Raw genomic sequence first — 24848 nt, 5'->3', positions numbered from 1 at the left:
GCAGCACCACCTTGATGCTGCGCGAGCCCATATCGATTCCTGCGGTAATCATGTTGTGTCCTCTCCTAACTTTCGTGCAGCAATTGAGCCGCACGCCTGATAATGAAACACGCGAAAGGCGAATTGAAGGCCCGCCCCTCCCATCCTCCCCTCGCGGGGAGGCTCAATCAGCTCGCTTCGCTCGAACATCACAGTGCACGCTTGGCAAGGTATTTCACGGTAATCCGGTTACGCAGCCTGACGACGCAGACCGAGCTGTTCCATGAAGGCATCGACCCGTGCCTGCGTGCGCACTTCGTCGAACTCGCGCTCGTCGCCCATGTTGCCTTCGAAGGTCATGATCGGCACGCCGGCTTTGGCGATACCGCCGCGGTTCTCCATGATGCCCATCGAGAGTCCTTCGCAGCCGCGATTCAGGTGCAGCATGACGCCATCGACCTGCCACTCCTTGACGATGCGCAGCATCATCGCGGTCTTCAGGCGCGGATCGAAGAAGTGCTGCCATTGCGGCTTGGACAGGTTCCAGTCGGCGTAGAGGCGCAGGATCTGGTCGCGCGTATTCATCTCGATCCCCTTCTCCCAGGGCAGCGAACGACCGCCCCAACTGCCGTCCGGCTTGTCTTCCCAGATGCCTTCGAGGGCGAAGGTGTAAAGCGAACCGATCGACACCGCACCGTAGGTTTCGAGGTAGCGGAAGATCTTGAGGAAGGACCAGGGCGGCTGCGTGTCGGACATCATGCGGCACTTCTCGTTCGGCACGGCAGCGATGCCGCGCGCGACGCGATCCTTGACCTCGTCGTAGAGCTCGTCGTAGAAGTCGGCACACCATTGCGAGGACTTCGACAGCGTGGCCAGCACATACAGCGAGTACATGGTCTTCTCGTCGAGCGGCGCCGGCTTGACCTTGTTCAGGGCGCAAATGTCGGCCCAGCGGCTGGTCGAGCGCATTTCGTTCTTGACGGCCTTGAGGAACTTCTCGTCGTCAAAGGTACGGCCGGTGGACTTCTCGAGGAACTCGATGCCGTCGTGCAGCTGGTTGGTCACATAGTCGAGGCGCGCCGCGTTCATGTCCTTGTAGGGACCGACGCCGACGTCCACGTAGAACTGCGGAACCTTCTCTTCCTTGGCGACGTGCTGGTACCACTTCGAGTGCGAGCAGCAGATCTGCGTCTGGAAAATGAAGTCGGGCTTGGGGAACTTGCCGCCGTAAAGGTACTTGTCGAGGTGCATGCCACCCCAGTAGATGCGCATGTAGGAGCACAGGTCGCGGGCAAAGCCCACCGACTCGGCCGCGTCCATGCATTCCTTGGCGAATTTCTTGTCGTGCGCGACAGCCGCTGCGTAGGGCTCGCCGGTCAGCGAATAGACGTCATCGCCGAGGCCGGCCGGCAGGGCATCCAGCGCCCAGGCCGAGCCTGACCAGCGCAGGCCGCCGTTGTCCTTGGCGCGCGCGTAGTTCTGGTAGTACTGCTCGCGCAGTTGCTTGGCCTTGCCCCACAGCTTGAGGGATTCGGTCGGATACTTGTTCGGTGCATTCATCTGCTTCCCCCTTGGTCTAGAACAGCTCTTCGTCGCTCATCGTCTCGAGGAATGCCTCGATACGGATGCGGAAGGGGCCGATCGGATTGGTAATGTCGAATTCCAGGAACAGCGTCGGGATACCGTTACTCTCAAGGTGCGCCTTCAGGTCAGGATAGTCGCCCTCGTGCGGATCGCAGAACTTCTGCTGCAGGAAGATCGCGGCGCGCGCGTTGTAATCCTTGGCCAGCGTGAGCACATGGTCGAAGCGCGTGTGGGCCGGGTAATCCTTGGTCGGGCAGGCCGGACGGTCGCAGTAGCGATCGGCGATCGCCTTGATCACGTCGTCCTCGGGCTTCGACTCGTTCCAGAAGTAGCGGGTGCCGGAACACTGATCGTCGATGACGATGGTCGATCCGACCGACTCGACCATGTTCATGAAAGCGAGGTCGTCGTTTTCCGAACCGATGGTCATGAAACGCACGCCTTCGGGACGATTCAACTGACGGGTAGGCAGCGCGGCAAGGACCTTCTTCAACAGTTCGTTATGCTCGCGCTTGTCCACAAACTGCGCGGTAATCGAGGCGTAGAGCGCTTCGCAGCCCGTGATCTGCGGATTGGCGACCTTGCGGTATTCGAACAGCTCGCGCAACAGGCGGCGGTTTTCGTCGACCACGGCCAGCGCTTCCCTGAGCATGTCGTCGGTCAGCTCCTTGCCGGTCAGGGCCTGGAGGAAAGTGCGGAAGGACTGGAGTTCGTTGTAGTGAGCCGTGCGTGCATGCGCCGACTGGACTTCGTTGGGCATCGCCACGTAGTAGTCCCATTCCACGGTCGGCACATTGCTGCGCCAGGAACTGAAGGTCTGCCGATACTGGATGCAGGACTGCGTCAGGGTAACGCCCTGACAGTAATCGTAGCGGCCGAGCAGGCCCTGGGCCAGCGAATCGCGGCAGAAGGGACAGAACATGCCGAAGATATGCGGCTCGGTCACGTTTTGCGGTTCATGTGCACCGAGCACGCGCACCGGCAGCATGCCGCAAGCGATCAGCAATTCCTCCGCGGTATAGGTACACATCGTAGCCACAACCTGCCCGCCGGTGCGCTGCTTCCAGTCGCGTGCATAGTCGTGGCGATTCTCATACCAGCCCTTGAACTGGTCGAACAAACCATCAGCCATTTGTGCCTCCTTTTTGGCGATCCATCACATCGTGCTTCGGACGCGCCGTTCTATTAGTGGATTTGGAACTATTGTTCCATCACTGAACCATACTGCACATTCTGGAGCGGAGTATGAGATAAAAAGACCCTCTCGTCAATAGCCCCATGCAATATTTTTCCTACTCCGAAGGGCATAGCGTATGTCCTTTTTTTTCAGTACCTTGAAAGCGTTTATTACCTGCTTTTGCATTAGGTTTAAAAAATTATTTTTACATTGCCCTGGTGTATGTACTATAGTGCACCTACCTGAACGCCGTTCTAGTTGTGGCTTCTGCGTTTAACGCCGATGAAGCTGACGTTTGCTTCCACTGAAACTCCGCTTCGCTTCGTTTTCACCAGACCGAAATCACTGGGCTGACAAAGATGCAATCGACCGATAAGACCGAAATCCTTGGCGCTACGCGCTTCTTTGATGAGGCGGCGGACACAGAGTTCATACAATCGCTCGGAATCCGCGTGCGCGAGTCGCGCGCCCGACGCGGCATGTCGCGCAAGTCGCTGGCGCAGAGCTCCAATGTGTCGGAGCGCTATCTGGCGCAGGTGGAGAGCGGCGAGACCAACCCCTCGATCATGGTCCTGCGCCATGTCGCCCATGCTCTTGGGATATCCCTGGTCGAACTGCTGGAGCCGCAGCAGAGTTCGCCGGAGTACCGACTGATTTCACGCTTTCTCGAACAACTCTCGCCCAATCGCCTTGAAGAAGCCTTGCTGCGCCTGATGCGTGATTTCGGCAACGAGGATGCCTCGCGCCGGAAGCGCATTGCCCTGGTAGGGCTGCGCGGCGCCGGCAAGTCGACGCTTGGCCGTGCGCTCGCCGGCGAACTTGCCCTGCCCTTCGTTGAACTCAACAGCGCCATCGAGACCGAGGCCGGCATGAGCCTCAACGAAGTGTTCATGCTCTACGGCCAGCCCGGGTTTCGCCGCCTGGAACGGCGCTGCCTCGAAAGTTTCATCGCCCAGCACGAAAGCGCCGTCATCACCGTCGGCGGCGGCATTGTTTCCGAAGCCGAAACCTTCAATCTGCTGCTGATGAACTGTTTCACTGTCTGGGTCAAGGCCACCCCGGAAGAACACATGTCGCGCGTTGTCGCCCAAGGCGACTTCCGCCCCATGGAAGGCAATACCGAGGCCATGGAAGACATGCGCCGCATCCTCGTCGCGCGCGAGCCGCTGTACTCCAAAGCCGATTTCACCCTCGATACCACCGGTCGGAGGCCGGAAGACTGTCTCGTCCAGTTGCACCAAGCCATTACCACCTGAATCACCTGAATCACCTGAACCACCTGAAACAGCAACTTAAAATCAAGGAGAAGCGAATGACTTATCCGGAAGCCCCCCCGCAGACCATCACCTACGACACCCATCCCGACCAATACAAGCATTGGCGCCTGTCCTGCACCGGGCAGATCGCCACGCTCCATCTCGATATCAACGAGGATGCAGGCATCAAGCCCGGCTACAAGCTGAAGCTGAATTCCTACGATCTCGGCGTCGATATCGAACTCTACGACGCCCTGCAACGCATCCGCTTCGAGCATCCCGAAGTCCGCACCGTGGTCGTCACCTCTGCCCGCGAACGCATCTTCTGTTCCGGCGCCAACATTTTCATGCTGGGCCTGTCGACCCACGCCTGGAAAGTGAATTTCTGCAAATTCACCAACGAGACGCGCAACGGCATCGAGGATTCCAGCCGCCATTCCGGCCTCAAATTCCTCGCCGCCTGCAATGGCACCACCGCCGGCGGCGGCTATGAGCTGGCGCTGGCCTGCGACGAAATCATCCTCATCGACGACCGCTCGTCCGCGGTCAGCCTGCCCGAAGTGCCGCTGCTCGGCGTCCTGCCCGGCACCGGCGGCCTGACCCGCGTCACCGACAAGCGCCGCGTCCGGCGCGACCACGCCGACATCTTCTGCACCCTGACCGAGGGCGTCCGCGCCCAGCGTGCCAAGGAATGGCGCCTGATCGACGATTACGCCAAACCGCAGGCTTTCGCCGAGAAGGTGCAGCAACGCGCCGCGCAGCTCGCGGCCCAGAGCGACCGCCCCGCCGACGCCAAGGGCGTCGTCCTGCCGCCGCTCAAGCGCCGCATCGATGAGACCGGCTATCACTACGAAACCGTCGATGTAGTCATCGACCGCAAGTCGCGCCGCGCAACGCTTACGGTTGCGGCACCGTCCGCGCAGGCGGCAGACGGCATCGAGGAGATCCTTGCCGCAGGCGCCGCCTGGTGGCCGCTGCTGATGGCCCGTGAACTCGACGACGCGATCCTGATGCTGCGCACCAACGATCTCGAAATCGGCACCTGGGTGCTGAAGACCAGCGGCGAGGCGCAGCACGTGCTCGCGGCCGACGCCGCGCTGGCCCGTCATCGGCAGCACTGGTTCGTGCGCGAAGTCGTCGGCATGCTGCGGCGGACCCTGGCGCGCCTCGACGTCACCTCGCGCACGCTGATTGCCATCGCCGAGCGCGATGCCTGTTTCGCCGGCACCCTGGCCGAATTGCTGCTGGCCGCGGACCGCAGCTACATGCTGGCCTTGCCCAATGACCCGCAGCAGGAAGCCAAGGTGACGTTGTCGGAAATGAATTTCGGCAGCTACCCCATGGTCAATGGCCAGTATCGCATCGGTGCGCGCTTCTACGGCGAGGAAGGCCCGATCGCCGCCGCCAGGGCAGCGACCGGCAAGCCCCTGGGCGCTGCCGCCGCCGCCGAACTTGGCCTGGTCACCGCCACGCCGGACGATCTCGACTGGGAAGACGAGATCCGCATCGTGCTCGAAGAGCGCGCCAGCCTGTCGCCGGATGCGCTCACCGCGATGGAAGCCAACCTGCGCTTCGGCCCGGGAGAAACCATGGAGACCCGCGTCTTCGGCCGCCTCTCGGCCTGGCAGAACTGGATCTTCATCCGCCCCAACGCGGTCGGCGAAGCCGGCGCCTTGAAGGTCTTCGGCAGCGGCAACAAAGCCAAGTTCAACTGGGAACGCGTCTAAAGCGTCGCTATCGAATCCGTACCCCAGTAGGAGCGAGCTTGCTCGCGATCCACCTTTTCGCGAGCAAGCTCGCTCCTACAAGCCCCATCCCCAACCCCAAACAGGAGAATGCCATGAGCATCGATTATTCGCAAAAAATCCCCAACAACGTCAACCTCAACGAGAACAAGACCCTGCAGCGCGCCCTGGAGCACTGGCAGCCGGAGTTCATCAACTGGTGGAAGGACATGGGTCCGGACGAGTCGCAAGGTTTCGACGTCTACCTGCGCACGGCCGTCAGCGTCGATCCCGGCGGCTGGGCCCACTTCGATTACGTCAAGATGCCCGACTACCGCTGGGGCATCTTCCTCAACCCGGCCGAGGAAGGCCGCAAGGTGAATTTTGGCGCGCACAAGGGCGAAGCCGCCTGGCAGGAAGTCCCGGGCGAATACCGCAGCAACCTGCGCCGCCTGATCGTGACCCAGGGCGACACCGAACCCGCCTCGGTCGAGCAGCAGCGCCACCTGGGCCTGACCTGCCCATCGCTTTATGACATGCGCAACCTGTTCCAGGTCAACGTCGAGGAAGGCCGCCACCTCTGGGCCATGGTCTACCTGCTGCACGCCTACTTCGGCCGCGACGGCCGCGAGGAAGCCGAAGCCCTGCTCGAGCGCCGCTCGGGCGATGCCGACAATCCGCGCATCCTCGGCGCCTTCAATGAAAACACGCCGGACTGGCTGTCCTTCTTCATGTTCACCTACTTCACCGACCGCGACGGCAAGTACCAGCTCTGCTCGCTGGCCGAATCCGGCTTCGACCCGCTGGCGCGCACCTGCAAGTTCATGCTGACCGAGGAAGCGCATCACATGTTCGTCGGCGAATCCGGCGTCGGCCGCGTGATCCAGCGCACCTGCGAGGTCATGAACCAGCTGAAGACCGACGACGTGGCGAAGATTCGCGCCGCCGGCGTGATCGACCTGCCGACCATCCAGCGCTACCTGAACTTCCATTTCAGCGTGACCATGGACCTGTTCGGCGCCGACGTCTCGTCGAATGCCGCGACCTTCTACAACACCGGACTCAAGGGCCGCTACGAGGAAACCAAGCAGGACGACGACCATCAGCTCAGCGATGCGAGCTATCCCGTGCTCGAAGTCGCCGACGGCCAACTGCTCACGGTCCAGGCGCCCTACCTCAACGCGCTCAACGAGCGCCTGCGCGACGACTATGTGCGCGATGCCGTCGCCGGCATCGAGCGCTGGAACAAGATCATCCAGAAGGCAGGGATTCCCTTCGTCCTCGGCGCGCCGCACAAGGCCTTCAACCGCAAGATCGGGCCGCTGTCCGCGGCCAAGATCTCCCCGGCAGGCAAGGTACTCTCCGAAGCCGAATGGACGCATCATCACCTGGCCTGGCTGCCCTCGATCGAGGACCGCGCCTTCGTCAGCTCGCTCATGGGTCGCGTTGTGGAACCGGGCAAGTTCGCCAACTGGATTGCGCCGCCGGCACGCGGCATCAACAATCAGCCGGTGGACTTTTCCTACGTCCGTTTCAACTGATCGATTTGCGCTAATCTTTCGCGTGCGGGCCGCAGCGGCTGCGGTCCGCGCGCGACGGTTCTCCGTCAACTGACGAAGCGGACTGAACGAAGGGAATCCCTATGAGCACGGCTTCGACAACGCCGGTGACGATCATGCGCCAGCACCTGATCGATCCCGAAATCTGCATACGCTGCAACACCTGCGAAGAAACCTGCCCGGTCGATGCGATCAGCCACGACTCGCGCAACTACGTGGTCGACGCCGCGAAGTGCAAGTACTGCTACGACTGCATCTCGCCCTGCCCGACCGGCGCCATCGACAGCTGGCGCAACATGCGCACCGACCTGGCCTACCCGATCGCCGAGCAACTGCTGTGGGACACCCTGCCCGCCCAGGTCGCCCTCGACGAAGGCCCGGGAGTTGGCGCTGGCGATACGGCGGCGCTGCCCGACGACGTGGCGAAGATCGCCGCGGCCTCTACCGCGGGACAGGGCGGCATCGCGCCGCCGCCGTGGTCGGCCGCCCACCCCTACGTCAATCTTTACTCGATCCAGGCGCCCGCGGTGGCCACGGTCAGCGGCAACTTCCGCCTGACGGGGGAGGACGCGTCGAGCGACATCCGCCACATCGTGCTCGACTTCGGCAATGCCTCGTTTCCGGTGCTCGAAGGCCAGACCATCGGCATCCTGGCGCCGGGACTCGATGCCGCCGGCCGGCCGCATCACGTGCGCCTTTATTCGGTGGCCAGCCCGCGCGACGGCGAAAGGCCGCGCTACAACAACCTGTCGCTGACGGTGAAGCGGGTCACCGCCGACCACGAAGGCGCCGCGGTGCGCGGCGTGGCATCAAACTTCCTCTGCGACCTGAAGAAGGGCGAGCAGGTCAATGTCGTCGGGCCTTACGGCACCAGCTTCCTGATGCCGAATCACCCGGGCAGCAATCTGCTGATGATCTGCACCGGCACCGGTTCCGCGCCGATGCGCGCAATGACCGAACGCCGGCGGCGGAAATCGGTCCCGGCCGAGGACGGCAAGCTGATGCTGTTCTTCGGCGCCCGCACGCCCGACGAACTGCCCTACTTCGGTCCGTTGACGCGGCTGCCGAAGGACTTCATCGACATCAACCTGGCTTTTTCGCGCGTCCCCGACCAGCCCCGGCAGTACGTCCAGGACCTGATTCGCACCCGCGCCGCCGAGGTTGTGCGTCTGCTGCGCGACGAGAACACCTACCTGTATCTATGCGGTCTCAAGGGCATGGAGCAAGGCGTCGACGCTGCCATCAGCGAGGTCTGCGGCAATCACGGGCTCGACTGGAAAACCCTGCAGGCCGCGCTGTTGCTGCAGGGCCGCTACCACGTCGAGACCTATTGAGCGTTCCGCGCGGCCGGCGGTAAACCGCGTCGGCCACCCCGGCTGAACCACCTGGCAGCGGTTCAGCCGGTTTCGTCGCGACGAATCAGGAGAGCCGGAAGCGACTGACCATGGCACTGAGCTGGCCGGCGAGGTTGTCCAGCTGACCGGCGGTTGCGGTGGCCTCTTTGACCACCATGGAATTCTCGCCGGCGCGCTGGGCGATAAGTTCGACGTTGCGGGCGATCTCCTGGCTGGCGCTGTCCTGCTCGTTCATGGCCAGGGAAATCTCGTTGATGCGCTGCGCCACGCGCGTGGCGCCTTCCTGAATGCGCGCCATGGTCAGGCCGGCCTCGCGCGTCAGTTCGACCCCATGCTGGACGCGCTTGACGCCGGACTCCATGCGTTCCACGGCACCCTGGGTTCCGCTCTGGATGGCGCTGACCATCGTGGCAATTTCCTGGGTCGAGTTGGCGGTCCGCTCGGCGAGCTTGCGGACTTCGTCGGCGACCACGGCGAAACCGCGACCGCTGTCGCCCGCCCGCGCTGCCTCGATGGCCGCATTCAGGGCCAGCAGGTTGGTCTGGTCGGCGATCTCGCGTATGACCTGGACGATGCCCGTGATCCTCGACGACAGTTGCCCAAGTTCGTCGACCGCCTGCGCCGAGCTGGTAACCGCGCCCGAAATGGCTTCGATCTCGACCACGGTCTGCGATATCACCTCGCCGCCGCGAACCGACAATTTCCCCGAATCGGCCGACACGGCAAGTGCCTCGCGGGTGCCTCGGCTGATCTCGGCGATGCTGGTGGTGGTTTCTTCCATGGTTGCGGCCATGCTGGCGGTGGCATCGTTCTGTTCGCCGGTCGCCGTGGCCAGATGTTGCGAGGACGCAAGCAGCGCCTGCGCCGACTGCTTGACGCGGTCCGCCGTATCCTTGATGCCGTGGATCAGCTCGCGCATCTGCGAAATCATCTTGTTGACACTGACTGCCACGGCCGCCAGTTCGTCCCGGGACTCCAGGTTTGCGCTGCCGCTCAGATCGCCTTCGCCGATGCGCAGCACCGTTGCCGACAATGAACGCACGCCCCCCATCACCGCGAGATAGGCGCCCACGCTGAGATAGATGAACAACAACACGGCCACGGCAACCACGCTCATGCTGATGTAGATGCCGATTCGCAAACTGGCCAGGCGCTTTTCGATCAGGCGTTCGGCCAGGGGCAGCATGGTCTTGGTCAGTTCGGCGAACAACCCGCTGGTGGCTTCCTGTCCGGATTCGGAAAGGGCATCCCCGGAGAGATAGGGCTCTGCAAGCAGGTTGCCCTCGGCCATGGCCGTGATGATGCCGACGTTCTTGTCGACGTTGGCTTCGACCACCTTCAGTTCCTGGATGATGTTCGGGTTGTTTTGCGCCGCCCGTTTCAGGCTGATGAGGACGCTGTTGCGGGTTTCCTCCGCGGCACCCATCCATTTCGAGAACTGGGCTCGCTCGCCCTCGTTGGGCTTGCCGCGCAGCAGGATCTCGACGCCGACGTCGCGGATGCGCGAAAGCTGGTCGAGCATGACCGGCAACTGCAGCACCGACGCCGACACGATATACAGCGTATCGAGCGAGGAATCCGCCACCAGTTGGCTTTCGTCCGCGGCGTCGCGTATCAGCTGGTTGATCGCAGCAAGCGCTGTGCCGTGGGTATTCAGGTTCAGCGTGGGCGGCTTGTCTTTCCAGTTCGGCCCGGCTACCGCCGTCCAGCTGGACTTGACATGTTCCAATGCCTTGTCGAGTTTCAGCTTGCTTGCGTCGCCGGCGACCAAGACCTCCAGGTTCGTCAGCTTGCCCGCAACCTCGGCTTCGATCGCCACGGCCTTCTTCGCCGACGCGTCGGCCGACTCCTTGCTGGCAAGCGCCAGGGTGGTCAGCGCGCGATGCTGCTCGATAAGCTGCTTGGCTTCCAGCGCCGGTTTCAGCAGCTTCAATCCGGTCAGTTCATTGGTCGCCTGGCCGATGGTGGCATTGGTCATGGTCAGCAGGTGCACCAGCAGGAGGGCGATCGCGATGGCGCTGAGGCCGCCCATCAAGGCGAACTTCTGCTTGTATGGCAGACGATCCATGATCGCCTTGGCGGGTCCAAATATCAGCATGTTTCACCCCACAAAATCGTTATCTCGTTGGCCTGCCGGGCACATCCCGGCAAGCAGAAGCGTCGCAAAGCCCACCACGACATGGCACCGTGCCGGCCCGCAACGCCCGTGATTCGCTACGGCGTCCGCGATCCGCGCAGACGCCGTGTCGCCAGCGCCAACTCTCTATAGTTTCAGGGCGACCAGCGCGATGATAGGGAAGAACACGATCAGCAGGATGCGCACGACGTCGGATATCAGGAAGGGCACGATACCCTTGAAGGTTTCCTTCATCGGCACATCCTTGGCCATGCTGCTGATGATGAAAACGTTCATGCCCACCGGCGGCGTGATCAGACCGATTTCCACGACCATCAGGGCCAGGATGCCGAACCAGATCGCCTTGCTTTCCGGGTCCATGCCCCAGTAGTCGGTACCCATGATGATGGGGAAGAAGATCGGGATGGTCAGCAGCAGCATCGACAGGCTGTCCATGATGCAGCCCAGGAACAGGTAGATGCAGATGATGACGGCCAGGATCAGCAGCGGCGAATAGCCGAGGCCGACCACCCATTTGGCCAGTTCGGTCGGCATCTGCGTCAGGGCCAGGAACACGTTCATGATGTCGGCGCCGAGCAGGATCAGGAAGATCATCGCGGTGGCCTGGGCCGTGCCGTACATGCAGGCGAGAAAACTCTTCTTGTCGAGGCCGCCGGACTTCCACGCCACGAAAGCCGTGGCCAGCGTACCGATCGACGCGGCTTCGGTGGGAGTGAAATATCCGCCATAGATGCCGCCGATCACCACGGCGAAAATCAGCATCACCGGCCAGGTTTCGATCAGTGCGGCAAGCCGGCCGGACCAGGACACCCTTTCACCGGCCGGCCCGGCTGTCGGGTCGATGCGGCAAAGAATGCCAATCACGATCATGTAGCCGGTCATGGCGATCAGGCCCGGAACAAAGGCCGCCATGAACAGCTTGGCGATGTTCTGCTCGGTCAGGATGGCGTAGATCACCAGCGGCACCGAAGGCGGGATCAGGATACCCAGCGTTCCGCCCGCGGCAAGTGCGGCGGTGGCCATCCGTGGCGAATAGTTGTGGCGCTTCAACTCGGGCAGCGCAACCTGGCCCATGGTGGCCGCCGTCGCCAGCGACGATCCGCAGATCGCGCCAAAACCTGCGCAGGCGCTGACCGCGGCCATGGCCATGCCGCCGCGCCAGTGGCCGATCATCGCGTTACCGGCGGAGAACAGCGCCTTGGACAAACCGCCGTGGGTGGCGAATTGCCCCATCAGCAGGAATAGCGGCACCACCGAAAGATCGTAGATCGAGTAACGGGCGTACGCCGCATTCTTCATGTAGTTCAACAAGGCATCCGGACCGCCCACCCAGACGTAACCAATGGAACCTGCCAGCATCATGGCCATCGCGATATGCATGCGCAGGGCCAGCAAGAGAATCATCAGGCCTGCGATCAGCAGACCCTGCTCGATACCAGTCATGCGCGTGCTCCAATAACATCGACCCAGGCCGTATAGAGCGCGGCGCAGCCCAGCAGGAAGAAGGAAGGCACCATGGGAGCATAGCCCCACCAGGTCGGCAGATTGAGCAGCATCGAGCCATCGCCGTTGGCCTGCAATTCGAACATGCCGAGGGTGACGCGCCAGCAGAAGATGAACGCGGCGACAGCCAGCACCAGACTGGCAATGATGTCCAAGGTCTTGTTTACCCGGACCGGCATACCGGTGGTAAAAAAGTCGACAATGATGTGGCCACGAATCATCTGGCAAAAAGGCAGAGACATGGTGACGGCAATGGCCGACATCATCTGCACCAGTTCGTAGTCGCCGAGAACGGGCTTGTCGAACAGCGATCGGCCGACGATGCTCGCCAAGGACATCAGCGACATCAGTAACAACATGAGGCCGGCACACACCGCGAAAAAGCGGCTGACCTTGTTCAACACCCGACCGATGAGGGCGTCGGGACGGGCCTCAGTGTCGACGAAAAGTGCATCTGCCATCAAGAACTCCTGAATTATAACTATCCATCATGCATCAGCCACAGCCGGGCAGAAAAACCGGGTACCGACTCAGATCGGTACCCGGCATGGTGACGCCAGACTTACTTGGTGTATTTCTTGATCAGGTCGCGCGCGGCCTTGAGGGTCTTGGGACCGTCATTGCCGAGCTTGGTGATGTTGGCTGCCCACTCGTCGTCAAGACTGTCGGTGGCCTTCTTCCACTTGTCGAGTTCCGCGGCGGGGATCACGTTGATCGTGACGCCGGAGGCCTTGACCTTTTCGCGTCCCGGACCGTCGTCGGCTTCCTGCACGCGACCGGCCATGGCCGAAAATTCCTGACCCGAATTGTTGTCGATGACCTTCTTCAGATCGGCCGGCAACGAGTCATACTTGGCCTTGTTCATCGCGATGGCGAACACCGTGGTGTACAGGGCGTTGTACTTCGGATCGGTCTCGGCCGCGTACTTGACCAGTTCATTGACCTTGATGCTCGGCACTACCTGATAGGGGATCACGGCACCTTCGATCACGCCCTTGGACAGCGCCTCGGGAACCGCCGGCACCGGCATGCCGACCGGCGTGGCACCCAGCATGGCGAGCATCTTGTTGGTCAGGCGCGTCGGTGCACGGAACTTCATGCCCTTGAAATCGCCCATGACCTTCATCTGCTTCTTGGTGGTGAACAAATAGCCGGGGCCATGGACGTGCATGGCAAGCAGATGAACGTCCTTGAACTCATGCTTGGAATACTGTTGATAGAAGTCCCATGCAGCGCGACTGGTGGCCTCGGCATTGGTCATCGTGAAGGGTAGCTCGAAGACTTCCGACATAGGGAAGCGGTTGGCCGAGTAGCCAAGCACGGTCCACACCACGTCGGCGACGCCATCCTTGGCTTGGTCGAAGAGTTGCGGCGGGGTGCCGCCGAGTTGCATCGCCGGATAGATCTGGCACTTGATCCGGTTGGCCGATTCCTTCGCCAGCTTCGCGCACCAGGGCTCGAATACGCCTACCTGGATGAAAGTCGTCGGTGAAAGAAAGTGATGAACCTTGAGTGTGACTTCCTGGGCCTGAACGGCAAGTGCGGTTCCGGCGACTGACGCCGCAACCAGTGTTTTTGCCAGTAGCTTCTTCATCTGCATCTCCTCTTTGGTTGGCTAACAAAACGCCTTATTGAAATAACATGGGTGCTACAAGAAAACCAAACATCCCTTGTGCCGAATGCTACCGAAGCCTATCGATCTCCCCTATCGAGAAATAAGCCTCCTGAATCTACTTGGCACAAATGCGCACTATAGTGCATCATCGACCCGGTGCGTCGCGAAGAATAATACATCAATTGCGCTGCGGATAATAAACTGAAAGCGGCTATTTGGGCCGCCGGTCGATCACCCGGCGGGCCTTGCCTACCAGGGTTCTTTCGACCTTGTCGGTTTCCACGACATGAACGTCCGCGGAGACGCCGATCAGCGCCTTGATATGGTGTCTCACGTCGGCGCCGATTTCCCGGCGCCTGGCCTCGCCGATCGAGTCGGAGAGGTCGGCACGGACCTCGACATAGACGTCCAACTGGTCGAGGTGGCCTTCGCGCGACACCTGCAGTTGATACTGGGCGCAAAGATTGGGGTTCTTGAGCAGGATTTCCTCGATCTGGGTCGGAAACACATTCACGCCGCGGATGATCAGCATGTCGTCGCTGCGGCCGGTGATCTTCTCCATGCGGCGCATGGTGCGGGCGGAACCCGGCAACAGCCGGGTCAGGTCGCGCGTGCGATAACGCAGGATGGGCAGGGCTTGCTTCGACAGGGAGGTGAACACCAGTTCGCCCATTTCACCGTCGGGCAGCACCTCGCCGGTTTCGGGATTGATGATTTCGGGATAGAAATGGTCTTCCCAGATCGTCGGACCGTCCTTGGTTTCGGCACACTCGCAGGCCACGCCCGGACCCATGACTTCGGACAGGCCGTAGATGTCGATGGCCTGGATGTTGAGGCGCTCCTCGATCTCGCGCCGCATCTCGTTGGTCCACGGCTCGGCGCCGAAGACGCCGACGCGCAGGCTGGTTTCCCTGGGATTGAGTCCCTGCTTGATCATCTCGTCGGCGATCGTCAGCACATAGGAAGGCGTCGCCATGATCACCGTGGGTTTGAAGTCCTGGATCAGCTGCACCTGCTTTTCCGTCTGCCCCCCGGACATCGGGATCACCGTCGCACCCAGGCACTCGCCGCCGTAGTGGGCGCCGAGGCCGCCGGTGAACAGGCCGTAGCCATACGAGTTGAGGATGATGTCGTCGGCCGAACAGCCGGCGGCACGCAGCGAACGCGCCATGAGCTGCGCCCACATCGCGATGTCCTGCGCGGTATAGCCCACCACCGTCGGCTTGCCGGTGGTGCCGGACGAAGCGTGCACGCGCACCACCTCGCGCATCGGCGTCGCGAACATGCCATAGGGATAGGTGTCGCGCAGGTCGAGCTTGGTCGTGAAGGGAAACTTCGCGAGGTCCGACAACTGCTTGAGGTCGTTCGGGTGCACCCCGGCGGCATCGTACTTCTGCCGATAGTGGGGCACGTTGTCGTAGGCGTGCTTGAGCGACCACTGCATGCGCTGCAACTGCAGCGCATGCAGTTCGTCCCGGCTTGCCTTTTCTATCGGTTCCAGGCCGCTGCCCGGCAAATCCTGCTTGCTCATTGTTCTTCCCCCCTATGCGCTCTGTCGATGAGCCATCTGTTTCACGAATGCGAGATTTTCCACGACCTTGGACTGAATGTGTGAAATCTGATCGGGACTCAGGTGACGGAAGCGCCCCATCGCCCGCAGATACTCGGTCACCGGCAGCGGATCATCGACCGGCCGGGTGAAACGCAGGCCGTCGGTCCGGTCGTACTCCCACAACATCACGAAATTGGTCTCGACCGCCTTGCGCGCGACTTCCATGTTCTGGTCGGTCGGGAAGCGCCAGCCCGTGGTGCAGGGCGAATAGACGTGGAGGTAGGCAAAGCCGCGCTTGGAGGCCTGGATCGCCTTGTCCAGCTTGTCGTAGAGGTCTTCCATATAGGCCGTGGAGGCCGTCGCGACATACTCGCAGCGGTGATTGACCATGATCAGCGGCAGGTTCTTGGCGTCCTGCGTCTTGCCCTGCGCGGGCATGCCGCCCGAGCCCTTGCCGATGGGCGTGGTCGAGGTCCAGGCGCCATAGGGCGTGCAGCTCGAACGCTGCATGCCGGTATTCATGTAGCCCTCGTTGTCGACCACCATGAACAGGATCTGCTCGTTGCGTTCGGCCGCGCCGGACAGGGACTGGAAGCCGACGTCCGAGGCACCGCCGTCGCCGGCAATCGCCAGCGCATTGACCTCGCGGCCGACGCGCTTGTACTGGCGCTTGATGCCGGCCAGCATGGCCGCGGTATTGGTCAGCAGCGGATGGAAGACCGGAATCTTGGTGCCGGTGGTGCCATTGAAGCCGACCGAGCCCATGCCGGGCACGCAACCGGGCGGTGTCGCCAGCACGGTCTCCGGCCCCACGCGGCGCAGCGTGTGGCGCATCAGCAGCTCGGTGTTGCAGCCCTGGCAGCCGGCGAGGCCCGGCGCGAAGAGGTCTTCCCAGTCGCCGACTTCGTTGTAGATGCGCGAGGTGGTGACATAGGTCAGCGCGTCGTGCGGGCAGGCCGGCACGCAGGCCGGTGCGCCGTCGCAGGTGTCGCACTTGGCGACGTGGCCGGTTCCCGCATCGAGCGCGATCCCGGCGTAGGCGCAGCCGACGGTGCATAGCAGGCAGTCGACGCACTTGTCGCCATTCCAGTCGATGACGCCGCTGGCGTAGTTCTTGGTCAGCGCCGCCGCCGGACAGACGGTGACGCACTTCGGATCGGCGCACTGGCGACAGAGCGCCAGCTCGAAGCCGTCATCGGCGCTGCCGACGATCTGGATGCGCGAGCGCGACTGATCGACAGTGCCGGTCTTGGCCGTGGCGCAGGCGGTCATGCAGTCGCCGCAGCCGTCGCATTTGTTCGCGTCGAAGGCGATGGTGTTGTAGGCCCCTCCAAACATTCCCATGCTTATCTCCACATCCTCGACATGATTTCGCGCCCGACCTTCATCGGTTCGGCAAGGAAGCGCTCCCTGACCGCAGAAAGATCGACGCGGCGCAGGATCAGTTGACACATGACGCCGCCGTCGAAGAATTCATTGACGCCGTAGATTCCCGTCAGCCGGTTGTCGGCACTGAAGATCGCCTTCAGGTAACGGCCGCTGGCTTCATCGAAACGGGTCACCATCTCGCCGCCTTCGGGCACACGGCTCGAGCCGACCGAAATCGCGTGACGGCCGAAGAAATGATAGGTGTTGAGCGGCACGCCGCCGGCGTAGCTTTTCAGGCCGGGGTCGCCGGCCATCGCCATGCCGGCGATGCGTCCCTGCTCGGTCGCGCTGGGCAGGATCGCATTCATCACCGGGCTGTCGGTGAAGAAACCCTTGGCCTGGGCGCAGTCGCCGGCCGCCCAGACGTTGGCGACGCTGGTTTGCATGCTGTCGCTGACCAGGATGCCGCGGTCGTGGTCGACCGCTTCGTTGGCCAGGAAATCCATGTTCGGCTTGACGCCGGTCGCCACCAGCAGCAGGTCGGCTTCGAGGGTCGTGCCGTTCTCCAGCGTCAGCGTGACGCCGATGTCAGACGGCGCCAGCTTGACCACGCGGCTGCCGGTAAGAATGGTCGCGCCGTTGTCGGTGAAGGCCTTTTCGATCAGGCCCGCCGCGACGGTATCGAAATAGCCGTCGGTGAGCTGCTTGGCCATTTCCACCACCGTCACACCAGCGCCGACTTTCACCAGGTTCTCCGCCGCATGCATGCCGACCAGTCCGGCGCCGAGCACCACGGCCTGCTTGGAACTCTTGATCGCGGCGTTGAGCTTCGTCGCATCGTCGAGCGTGCGCAGCACATGGTAGGACACCGTATCGATGCCCGGAATCGGCGGAATCGCCGGCGAGGCGCCGGTGGCGAGCAGCAGCTTTTCGTAGGCGATCTCGCTGCCGTCGGCGAGTTCCGCCGCATTGCGTCCGGTGTGCAGCGACTTCAAGGCCGTGCCGCGCTTCAACTGGACACGGTTGTCGGCGAAGAATTTCTCGTCGCGCAGAAAGATGCCGTCCGCCGCCGAGCGGCCCGAGACGACATAGGGCAGCACCGTCGGCGAGTAAGGCAGATGCGGATCGCGCGTCAGCAGCGTCAGGCTGCCTTCCGGATCGTGCATGCGGATTGCCGTCACGGCTTCCAGCGCCGCATGGCTGCTGCCGACCACCAGGTATTTGGTCTGTTCCATGGTCAATCCTTTTCGTTGAGCCAGACAGGCTCGATCGCCATCGTGACATTGGGGCTGCTGAGCAGTTTCTCGGTCGCCTCGATGACGCGATGGAAATGGCCGACCGTGATGTCGGCGCCGGCCAGTCCGCCGATGAAGCTCATCGACGGTAGAAATGACCCAGACTCGCTGCCCAGGCGATACAGCACACCCATGGTCTCCTGGTACATCGGCCCGCAGTTCCAGCGGAAGCCGACCGAACGATCGACCACGCCGACGGCTTGAACCTTGCCCAGCGACTTCATCAGCGCTTCCACCGGGAAGGGGCTGAAGGTCTTGATCTTGATCAGGCCGACGCGTCTGCCCGCGTCGCGCGCCTCGTCGATCGCATCCTTGGCCGCGCCGGTCATGCTGCCCAGGGTCATGATCGCGTAGTCGGCGCCATCGAGCCGGTATTCCTCGACCAGCGGCGCGAAGCTGCGGCCGAAACGCTGCGCCCACTCCGCATGCACTTCCTCGATCACGCGCAGCGAGTTCTGCATGCCGCGGCACTGCCCCTTGCGATAGCGGACGAAGGTGGCCGGACCCTTGCCGCCCGAGCCGCCGGTCAGCGGATCGACCGCCATCGGCCGCAGCGGATCGAGCGCCACGTGCCAGTTGACGTCCTTGACGCCCATGAAGGCATCGACCTCGGCCTGATCGGGCAATTCGACACGCGAGGTGCCGTAGGAAAGATAGTTGCCATCGAGGCAGACATTCACCGGCAGCATGACGTCATGATGTTCGGCGATCTTGAAGGCCATGATGGTGGTGTCGAGCACTTCCTGCACCGTCTCGCAATACACCTGCACCCAGCCCACCTCGCGCACCGTCATCGCGTCCTGGTGCCCGCCCCACACCGATTGCGGCGTGATGCCGTCGCGCGTGACGATCGACATGACGATCGGCAGGCGCATGCCCGAAGTGCGGAAGTACGGTTCGAACATGAAGGCCAGACCGGGCCCGCAGGTCGCGGTATAGGTCCGCGCGCCGGCCAGGGCCCCGCCCTGCAGCACCGACAGCACCGAATGCTCGCCTTCGGCATCGACGATATCGGCATCCATGCGGCCGTCGGCGATCAGCTTGGCGACGTGTTCGACCAGTGAGGACTGCGGCGTGATCGGATACACGGCGACCATGTCCGGCCGCGCCAGGGCGACGCCCAGCGCGGCGGCTTCGTTGCCTTCGCAGAGGATGACCTTCTGCTTGGCCGCGGCGGCGGCTTGCGGGGCTTTTGTGACGGTGGCAGTTGTCATGCTTGACCTCCTCGACGTAGGAGCGAGCTTGCTCGCGATCTACACATATCGCGAGCAAGCTCGCTCCTACAGGGAATCCGCCGCTGGTCAATCGTCCCTTGAAAGTTGGCGCTGGCGATACGGCGAAACTCTTTTAACGCAGAGGACGCAGAGGCGCAGAGGAAAGGCATTGAAAGAAACCAGAGCAAAGACTTTGGGTTTCTCTGCGTTCTCTGCGCCTCTGCGCTCTCTGCGTCGAAAGCGTTTTCCACGGTCTTCCGATTCATGTTGCCTCCGGGATCATGGTGATCGCGCGCTGCGGGCATTCATTGGCGCAGATGCCGCAACCCTTGCAGGTTTTCAGGTTGAAGTCGAACCAGGCCGCCTTTTCCTCGACACATTGCACCGGGCAATACAGCCAGCACACGGCGCACTTGACGCACTTGTCGCGATTCACCACCGGACGCATGCTGCGCCAGTCGCCGGGCAGCATCGGGCTGACCTCGGTGGCCACCGGGCACAGGTCGTCCGGCACGTTGGCCTGTTTCATGTCGAACAGCGGATAGCTGTCATGCCGGCTCATGCTGCAACCCTCCGCTCTATGGTGTGCACCGTCGTCTCGTTATAGCCGCGCTCCAGCGCGACCATGTTCTGCTTGAGGCCGGCATCGCGGAAGTCGGAATCCTCCAGCGAGCGCTGCAAGGCGGCCAGCGAAACGATGCCGGTCGTCTTGGCGAAGGCGCCGAGCATCAGCGTGTTGGTAATGGGGCGCTTGAACACTTCGAGCGCGATGCCGATCGCATCGCAAAGGCCCACCGTGGCGACGTTGGGCGAAAGCACCACTTCAGCCAGCGGCTTGTGCGTGGCCTGCACCAGCGTGCCGCCCGGCTTGAGACCGCTGAAAATATCGACCGACTTCGCCAGCGTCGGATCGACGCAGATCAGGCAATCGGGCGTGTAGATATTGGTCAGTTGACGGATTTCGCGATCGCTGCAGCGCAGGAAGGAAACCACCGGAGCACCGCGCCGCTCGAACCCGAAGGATGGGATCGAGACCGCGTACTTCCCCTCCTCCAGCAATGCCGCCGCGAGCATCGAGGCCGCCGTGACGGCGCCCTGACCGCCGCGGCCATGAAAGCGTACTTCGTACATCCTGTCTCCTCCAATTCGGCAGGACTGCTTGGTCCCGCCTCTTGTCTGCTTCCCTGAAACCGATTATCCCGTTTTGGTACCCGGCACGGCCTTCCAGCCGGGCTTGGTGGCCGCACCGGCCGGCCCGCGGCCGCGCACCGGCAAGCGCGAAAGCGCCAGCCCCTGGGTAAAAGCCGCACGCCTGACCAAGGTATACTTGAGGAACCAGCCGCTGGCAACCACCATGATCCCGGCCGCAAAGACCAACCCGGCCCGCCCCGGCATTCCGGCCAGGGCCGCGGTGACGGCAAGTGCCGGCAGGACGTGACCCAGCACCACAAATCGCGAATCGAGCCCGCTCAGTACCCGCAACGCGCCGTCGGGTGCGCCGTCGGCCACCATTCCGCCCAGATAGGCCTTCCAGAACCAGACGCGGATGGCGATCAGGGCGATCAGCGCAAGCAAGGCCGGCGCGGCGAGCGCGGCGGAGGAAATCGCGACCACGCAGGCCAGAAAACCGCCGCCCTCGGCGAGCCCGGTGGCCACCATCAGCGCAATACTGCGCGGATGCCGCCATGCCGGAATCCCCTTGTTGGCGGCCAGGATCCGTGCCTGGCTATAGAGAAAACCCAGCCCAAGAATTCCGCTCACCACGACGAACACCGGATGCAGCGTCAGCAGCGCCAGGGCGCCGAAGCTGAACAGCACCAGCGCCACCACCGCCTCGCGCGTCATCCACGAGGTGGAGAAATGCCGATAGACGTTCAATGCACGCCACGGCCGCCCGATCTCGAACCAGACGCAGGTCAGGCCGCCGCCGATCAGCATCAGGCCCAACAGGATTGCGCTGCGGGTGACCTCGGGCGCGAAGCCGGCGAGCGAGACAGCGAGCAAAGTGAGCAGCAACAGGCCGCCGCCGGCGCCGCCGGCGATGAAGTTGCTCGCCGCGCGCCAGTCCCAGTTGCGCTGCTGTTTGGGGGCCGCCAGATTGGCGGCGCGAAGGATAGGATTCTTCATGACTGATCCCAGATGTAGTACACGCCCGGCTCGGTGCCCAGTTCCTCGTGCATGCGGTAGTGCTGCGTCTCTTTCAGCAGGCGGCTGACGCTGCTTTGCGGATCCTCGATGTCGCCGAACTGCATCGCGCCCGAAATGCAGGAATTCACGCAGGCCGGCGTCACCTCGGGATCGACGCCCGGGACCTGTCCGGTGATCGCGGCGAGATCGATGCGATCCACGCAGAACGTGCATTTCATCGAGACGCCGATCCGATCCGGATCGAAGCGCTTGGCCTCGGAGGCCATCGGCGTGTCGCCGTAGGCAAAATGCGATTCATGAACGATCGAGCGGGCATCGTAGGGACAGGCCATGACGCAGTTGGCGCAGCCGATGCAGAGATCGTAGTCGATCGCCACCAGGCCGTCGGCGCGCTTGGTCGTGGCCCGGGTCGGGCACACCGCCTCGCAGGGCGGGTTGGCGCAATGCATGCAGGCGACCGGCAGGAAGGTGCGACGCACGTCGGGGAACTCGCCGGTCTCGATATCGAGCACGCGCCGCCACTGGATGCCGGGCGGCGTCGCGTTGGCGCCCTTGCAGGCAGCGGTGCAGGTCTGGCAGCCGACGCAGCGGCGCAGGTCGATGCTCATCACATAGCGCGTCATGCTGCCACTCCTTCCACCTTGCGCACGCCGACCCGCACGATGTCGGCACCGGAACCCGTCGCATCCGTCAGGTCGAGCGACATCGGCGCGATGGTATTGAGGCTCGGTGCCCCGATGGTCTTGGCAAACGGCGTCGCCCAGTGGTCGAACTGGCCCATGATGACCAGGGTGTCGGGGCGGATGCCCTGCATCAGCGAGGCCTTGCCGTAGGTGGCGCCGATGTGGGAGCGCACCTCGACGCGGTCGCCCTCGGCAATGCCGAGACCCGCCGCGGTCTTCGCGTTCATGATCACCCCGGCGTGGCCGCGCAGGTTCTGCGCCACTTCGTGCATGACCTCGATCGCGGCATTGCCGCCGGCGTGGTACTGCATGCTCTTGGTGGTCAGCAGCCAGAACGGAAAGTCCTCGATCTTGGCGCCCGAATTTTCCAGGTTGCGGATCCAGCGCCCCGGCACGTCGTGCCACTCCGGCAGCGCGGTGTATTCGGAAAGCTGCTCGTCCCACCAGTTCATCTTCTGCTCGTGCAGGCGACGGCCGAGTTCGCGGCCGGTGCGCAGCAGGCGTTCCTGGTAGGGCAGTTCATAGCGCAGACCGAGCTTTTCCATGGTCGGCGTCAGATACCACTCCAGCCGCGACATTGGCACGGCATAGAAGCCATGCTCGCGGAACCATTCCAGGTCGTGCTCCTCGCGGCCTTCCGAAAGCGTGAGCGTGGCGGCGCGGCAGACCGCGTCCCAGATCTGCTCGGAGCCCGGTTCGCTGGCCGGATCGAGGCTGAAGTCGTAATCCTTGCCCTTGAGCGGCGAAACACCCGAGACGCCCTTGTTGATCGCGCCGAAATAGGGGTCGAGCAGGCCGGTGCGCTTGGCCAGCTCGGTGGTGATCCAGGTGAAGTCGCGCGCCTCGCCCTGCGGCTCGACGGCCTTCTGGCGCAGCACCACGCCCTTGTAATCCCAGAACTGCTCCATGTACTTGGTGCCGCCCATGCGGATCATCTGCGTCGATTCGAGATCGGTCGCTTCCGGCAGCAGCACGTCGGCCATGTAGTTGGTCTCGTCCACCGTGTAGGCGACGCAGGCCATAAAGGGAAAGCGTGCCGCGACCTCCGCCAGGTGCTTCGTGTCCCAGAAGGAAATCGAAGGATTCGATCGGTAGACCAGCCACACGTCCGGCAGCGTCGGCATCGGCATCGACCAGTCGTCGGGACGCTCGCCCTGGAACATCCAGGCCAGTTGCGTCGGGCCGAGGGCCTGGCTCCAGGCGCCGTTGTGGCCGACGATGGGCACCAGGGTCTGGTGCAGGTTGCGCGTCGACGGCGCCGACTGCCATTCCTCCTTGGTGGTCGGATTGAAGTACTGCACCATGAAACCGTCTTCGCCGGGCTTCACGGAAAGATGGCGGTTGTCGCGCGACTTGTTGAGTCGCACCGTGGTACCGACCAGCCCGCCGGGATTCTCCAGCGCGCCGACCAGGGCCGCCATTACGGTGCGCGCCCAGCAGCACTCGAAGGCGCCCCAGCCGTTGTTCACCGACTTGCCCAGTGTTATGGCGACCGGCCGCAGCGGCAGCGTCTGGCCGTCGATCACGATCGTTTCACCGATACTCGCGGCTTCGAGGTATTCGTTGGCGATGCGGCGTATGGTCTCGGCCTTCACGTCGCAGATCGTCTCGGCCCACTCCGGCGTGTACTTGTCGATATGCTGCGACAGCATCTCAAAAGCGGTCTTGCCTTCGACGTCGGAATATTCGCGGCGCTCATTGTCGGCATCGACCACCACGGCCTGCGCGATGCGGTAGCTGCCGGCCACTGCGGGGCGCGCGCCGACTGTGTCGTGCGGCACGGCAGTTGCGGTGACTTCGTCCCAGACCAGCGGCTTGCCACTTTGCGGATCGCGCAGGTAGAGGCCGTCGGGGGCCACCAGATAGGGCGAGGCGGTGCGGTCGCGCAGAAAGGGAATATCGAGTTTGGCCAGGCCGTTCTCGCGCACCAGCACGTGGATCAGCGCGAACAGGAAGGCCGGATCGGTCTTGGGCCGGATCGGCACCCATTCGGCGGAGCAGGCGCCCGTCGCGGTCAGGCTCGGTTCCACCTGGACGCGCTTGTAGCCGCGCACCCGGGCATCGGCGTGGCGGATCACGGCGCAGGGGCCGCCCGTCACATCGACGTTGGCGCCGACGGAGATCACGTAGCGGGCGTTCGGCGTATCGGAGGCAACAGTGAAGCCGCGATGCCAGAACTCGCCGTAAAGGTGCTCGGAATGCACACACTTGACGCCCTGGCCCGAGCCGAAACTGAAATCGACGGGACCCCAGGCGGCGAGGAAAGCGGGAAAGGTCCCCATGTAATTCGACGGCGTGCCGCCGTGCCCGAGGCTGACGGCCACGCGCGGCAGTCCGGCTTCGTCGACCAGGCCCTTGGCGCGTACCGCATTGAGTTTTCCGGCGACCAGATCGAGCGCCTCGTCCCAGGAGATCGGCACGAAGCCGGGATCCTCGTTGCGCCCCTTCTTCGGGTTGGTCCGCTTCATCGGCGTCAGGATGCGATTCGGGTTATAGGTCTTCTGCACCAGGCCATAGGCCTTGACGCAAACCTTGCCCTTGGCCGGATGGATATCCGCTGCGGCGAAATTCGGCTCGATTTCGGTGGCGACGCCATCGACCACCTTGACGCACATGAAATCCGGACCGGAGACGCAGTTGTAGCATAAGGTCGGAACGTGCTTCACGGATTTCGGCTGGGCTGCTTCCATGCTCATTTT

At 63.0% G+C, this 24848-nt stretch carries 19 protein-coding genes; 4 read left to right on the top strand and 15 right to left on the bottom strand.

The features are described from left to right. Positions 1 to 228 precede the first annotated feature (228 nt). Both bzdO and bzdN read right to left on the bottom strand, forming a co-directional pair. A complete protein-coding gene (bzdO, locus tag RMO95_RS09520) occupies positions 229 to 1539 on the bottom strand; it encodes a benzoyl-CoA reductase, bzd-type, subunit O (protein WP_310450383.1) in 1311 nt (436 codons plus the stop codon). A 16-nt stretch (positions 1540 to 1555) separates the two neighbouring features. Further along, positions 1556 to 2695, bottom strand: a complete 1140-nt coding sequence (bzdN, locus tag RMO95_RS09515; RefSeq protein ID WP_310450382.1) for a benzoyl-CoA reductase, bzd-type, subunit N — start codon at positions 2693 to 2695, stop codon at positions 1556 to 1558. 404 nt (positions 2696 to 3099) lie between these two features. Here bzdN and RMO95_RS09510 point away from each other — a divergent pair, with 404 nt between their 5' ends. From RMO95_RS09510 to boxA, 4 genes are all read left to right on the top strand, one after another. After that, positions 3100 to 3996, top strand: coding sequence for a helix-turn-helix transcriptional regulator (locus RMO95_RS09510; RefSeq protein ID WP_310450381.1), 897 nt, complete (start codon positions 3100 to 3102; stop codon positions 3994 to 3996). A 56-nt stretch (positions 3997 to 4052) separates the two neighbouring features. Further along, the gene (boxC, locus tag RMO95_RS09505; protein ID WP_310450380.1) at positions 4053 to 5723 is read left to right on the top strand and encodes a 2,3-epoxybenzoyl-CoA dihydrolase; all 1671 of its coding nucleotides are present in this window, start codon (positions 4053 to 4055) and stop codon (positions 5721 to 5723) included. Positions 5724 to 5836: 113 nt separating this feature from the next. Continuing rightward, complete coding sequence (gene boxB / locus RMO95_RS09500; RefSeq protein WP_310450379.1) at positions 5837 to 7261, top strand: benzoyl-CoA 2,3-epoxidase subunit BoxB; 1425 nt, start codon at positions 5837 to 5839, stop codon at positions 7259 to 7261. A 101-nt stretch (positions 7262 to 7362) separates the two neighbouring features. Next, on the top strand, positions 7363 to 8613 hold the full coding sequence (boxA, locus tag RMO95_RS09495; RefSeq protein ID WP_310450378.1) for a benzoyl-CoA 2,3-epoxidase subunit BoxA: 1251 nt from the start codon (positions 7363 to 7365) through the stop codon (positions 8611 to 8613). 85 nt (positions 8614 to 8698) lie between these two features. On the opposite strand, the gene RMO95_RS09490 is transcribed toward boxA, so the two are convergent. From RMO95_RS09490 to RMO95_RS09430, 13 genes are all read right to left on the bottom strand, one after another. Next, positions 8699 to 10732, bottom strand: coding sequence for a methyl-accepting chemotaxis protein (locus RMO95_RS09490; protein WP_310450377.1), 2034 nt, complete (start codon positions 10730 to 10732; stop codon positions 8699 to 8701). A gap of 165 nt (positions 10733 to 10897) precedes the next feature. Then, complete coding sequence (locus RMO95_RS09485) at positions 10898 to 12214, bottom strand: TRAP transporter large permease (RefSeq protein WP_310450376.1); 1317 nt, start codon at positions 12212 to 12214, stop codon at positions 10898 to 10900. After that, positions 12211 to 12735, bottom strand: a complete 525-nt coding sequence (locus RMO95_RS09480; protein WP_310450375.1) for a TRAP transporter small permease — start codon at positions 12733 to 12735, stop codon at positions 12211 to 12213. Before RMO95_RS09480 ends, RMO95_RS09485 begins: the two co-directional genes overlap by 4 nt. A 101-nt stretch (positions 12736 to 12836) precedes the next feature. After that, complete coding sequence (locus RMO95_RS09475) at positions 12837 to 13868, bottom strand: TRAP transporter substrate-binding protein (protein WP_310450374.1); 1032 nt, start codon at positions 13866 to 13868, stop codon at positions 12837 to 12839. Positions 13869 to 14100: 232 nt separating this feature from the next. After that, complete coding sequence (gene paaK / locus RMO95_RS09470; RefSeq protein WP_310450373.1) at positions 14101 to 15420, bottom strand: phenylacetate--CoA ligase PaaK; 1320 nt, start codon at positions 15418 to 15420, stop codon at positions 14101 to 14103. Between the two features lie 12 nt (positions 15421 to 15432). Beyond that, the gene (gene padI, locus RMO95_RS09465; RefSeq protein WP_310450372.1) at positions 15433 to 16785 is read right to left on the bottom strand and encodes an NADH-dependent phenylglyoxylate dehydrogenase subunit beta; all 1353 of its coding nucleotides are present in this window, start codon (positions 16783 to 16785) and stop codon (positions 15433 to 15435) included. Positions 16786 to 16787: 2 nt separating this feature from the next. Then, positions 16788 to 18044, bottom strand: a complete 1257-nt coding sequence (gene padH, locus RMO95_RS09460; protein ID WP_310450371.1) for an NADH-dependent phenylglyoxylate dehydrogenase subunit epsilon — start codon at positions 18042 to 18044, stop codon at positions 16788 to 16790. Positions 18045 to 18046: 2 nt separating this feature from the next. Next, the gene (gene padG / locus RMO95_RS09455; protein WP_310450370.1) at positions 18047 to 19318 is read right to left on the bottom strand and encodes an NADH-dependent phenylglyoxylate dehydrogenase subunit alpha; all 1272 of its coding nucleotides are present in this window, start codon (positions 19316 to 19318) and stop codon (positions 18047 to 18049) included. 262 nt (positions 19319 to 19580) lie between these two features. Beyond that, entirely contained in the window at positions 19581 to 19880 is a 300-nt protein-coding gene (gene padF, locus RMO95_RS09450) for an NADH-dependent phenylglyoxylate dehydrogenase subunit delta (RefSeq protein ID WP_310450369.1), read from the bottom strand. Further along, positions 19877 to 20449: an NADH-dependent phenylglyoxylate dehydrogenase subunit gamma gene (padE, locus tag RMO95_RS09445; protein ID WP_310450368.1), complete on the bottom strand. Its 573-nt coding sequence runs from the start codon at positions 20447 to 20449 to the stop codon at positions 19877 to 19879. The genes padF and padE overlap by 4 nt, the downstream gene beginning before the upstream one ends. 63 nt (positions 20450 to 20512) lie before the next feature. Then, the gene (locus RMO95_RS09440; RefSeq protein WP_310450367.1) at positions 20513 to 21445 is read right to left on the bottom strand and encodes a DmsC/YnfH family molybdoenzyme membrane anchor subunit; all 933 of its coding nucleotides are present in this window, start codon (positions 21443 to 21445) and stop codon (positions 20513 to 20515) included. Further along, positions 21442 to 22089, bottom strand: a complete 648-nt coding sequence (locus RMO95_RS09435) for a 4Fe-4S dicluster domain-containing protein (RefSeq protein WP_310450366.1) — start codon at positions 22087 to 22089, stop codon at positions 21442 to 21444. Before RMO95_RS09435 ends, RMO95_RS09440 begins: the two co-directional genes overlap by 4 nt. Further along, the gene (locus RMO95_RS09430) at positions 22086 to 24845 is read right to left on the bottom strand and encodes a molybdopterin-dependent oxidoreductase (RefSeq protein WP_310450365.1); all 2760 of its coding nucleotides are present in this window, start codon (positions 24843 to 24845) and stop codon (positions 22086 to 22088) included. The genes RMO95_RS09435 and RMO95_RS09430 overlap by 4 nt, the downstream gene beginning before the upstream one ends. Between the last annotated feature and the right edge of the window lie 3 nt (positions 24846 to 24848).

The organism is Sulfuritalea sp., assembly GCF_031426875.1.
Lineage (GTDB): Bacteria > Pseudomonadota > Gammaproteobacteria > Burkholderiales > Rhodocyclaceae > Sulfuritalea.
The sequence above is the reverse complement of the archived record's forward strand: the minus strand, read 5'-3'. Positions and strand labels throughout refer to the sequence as shown.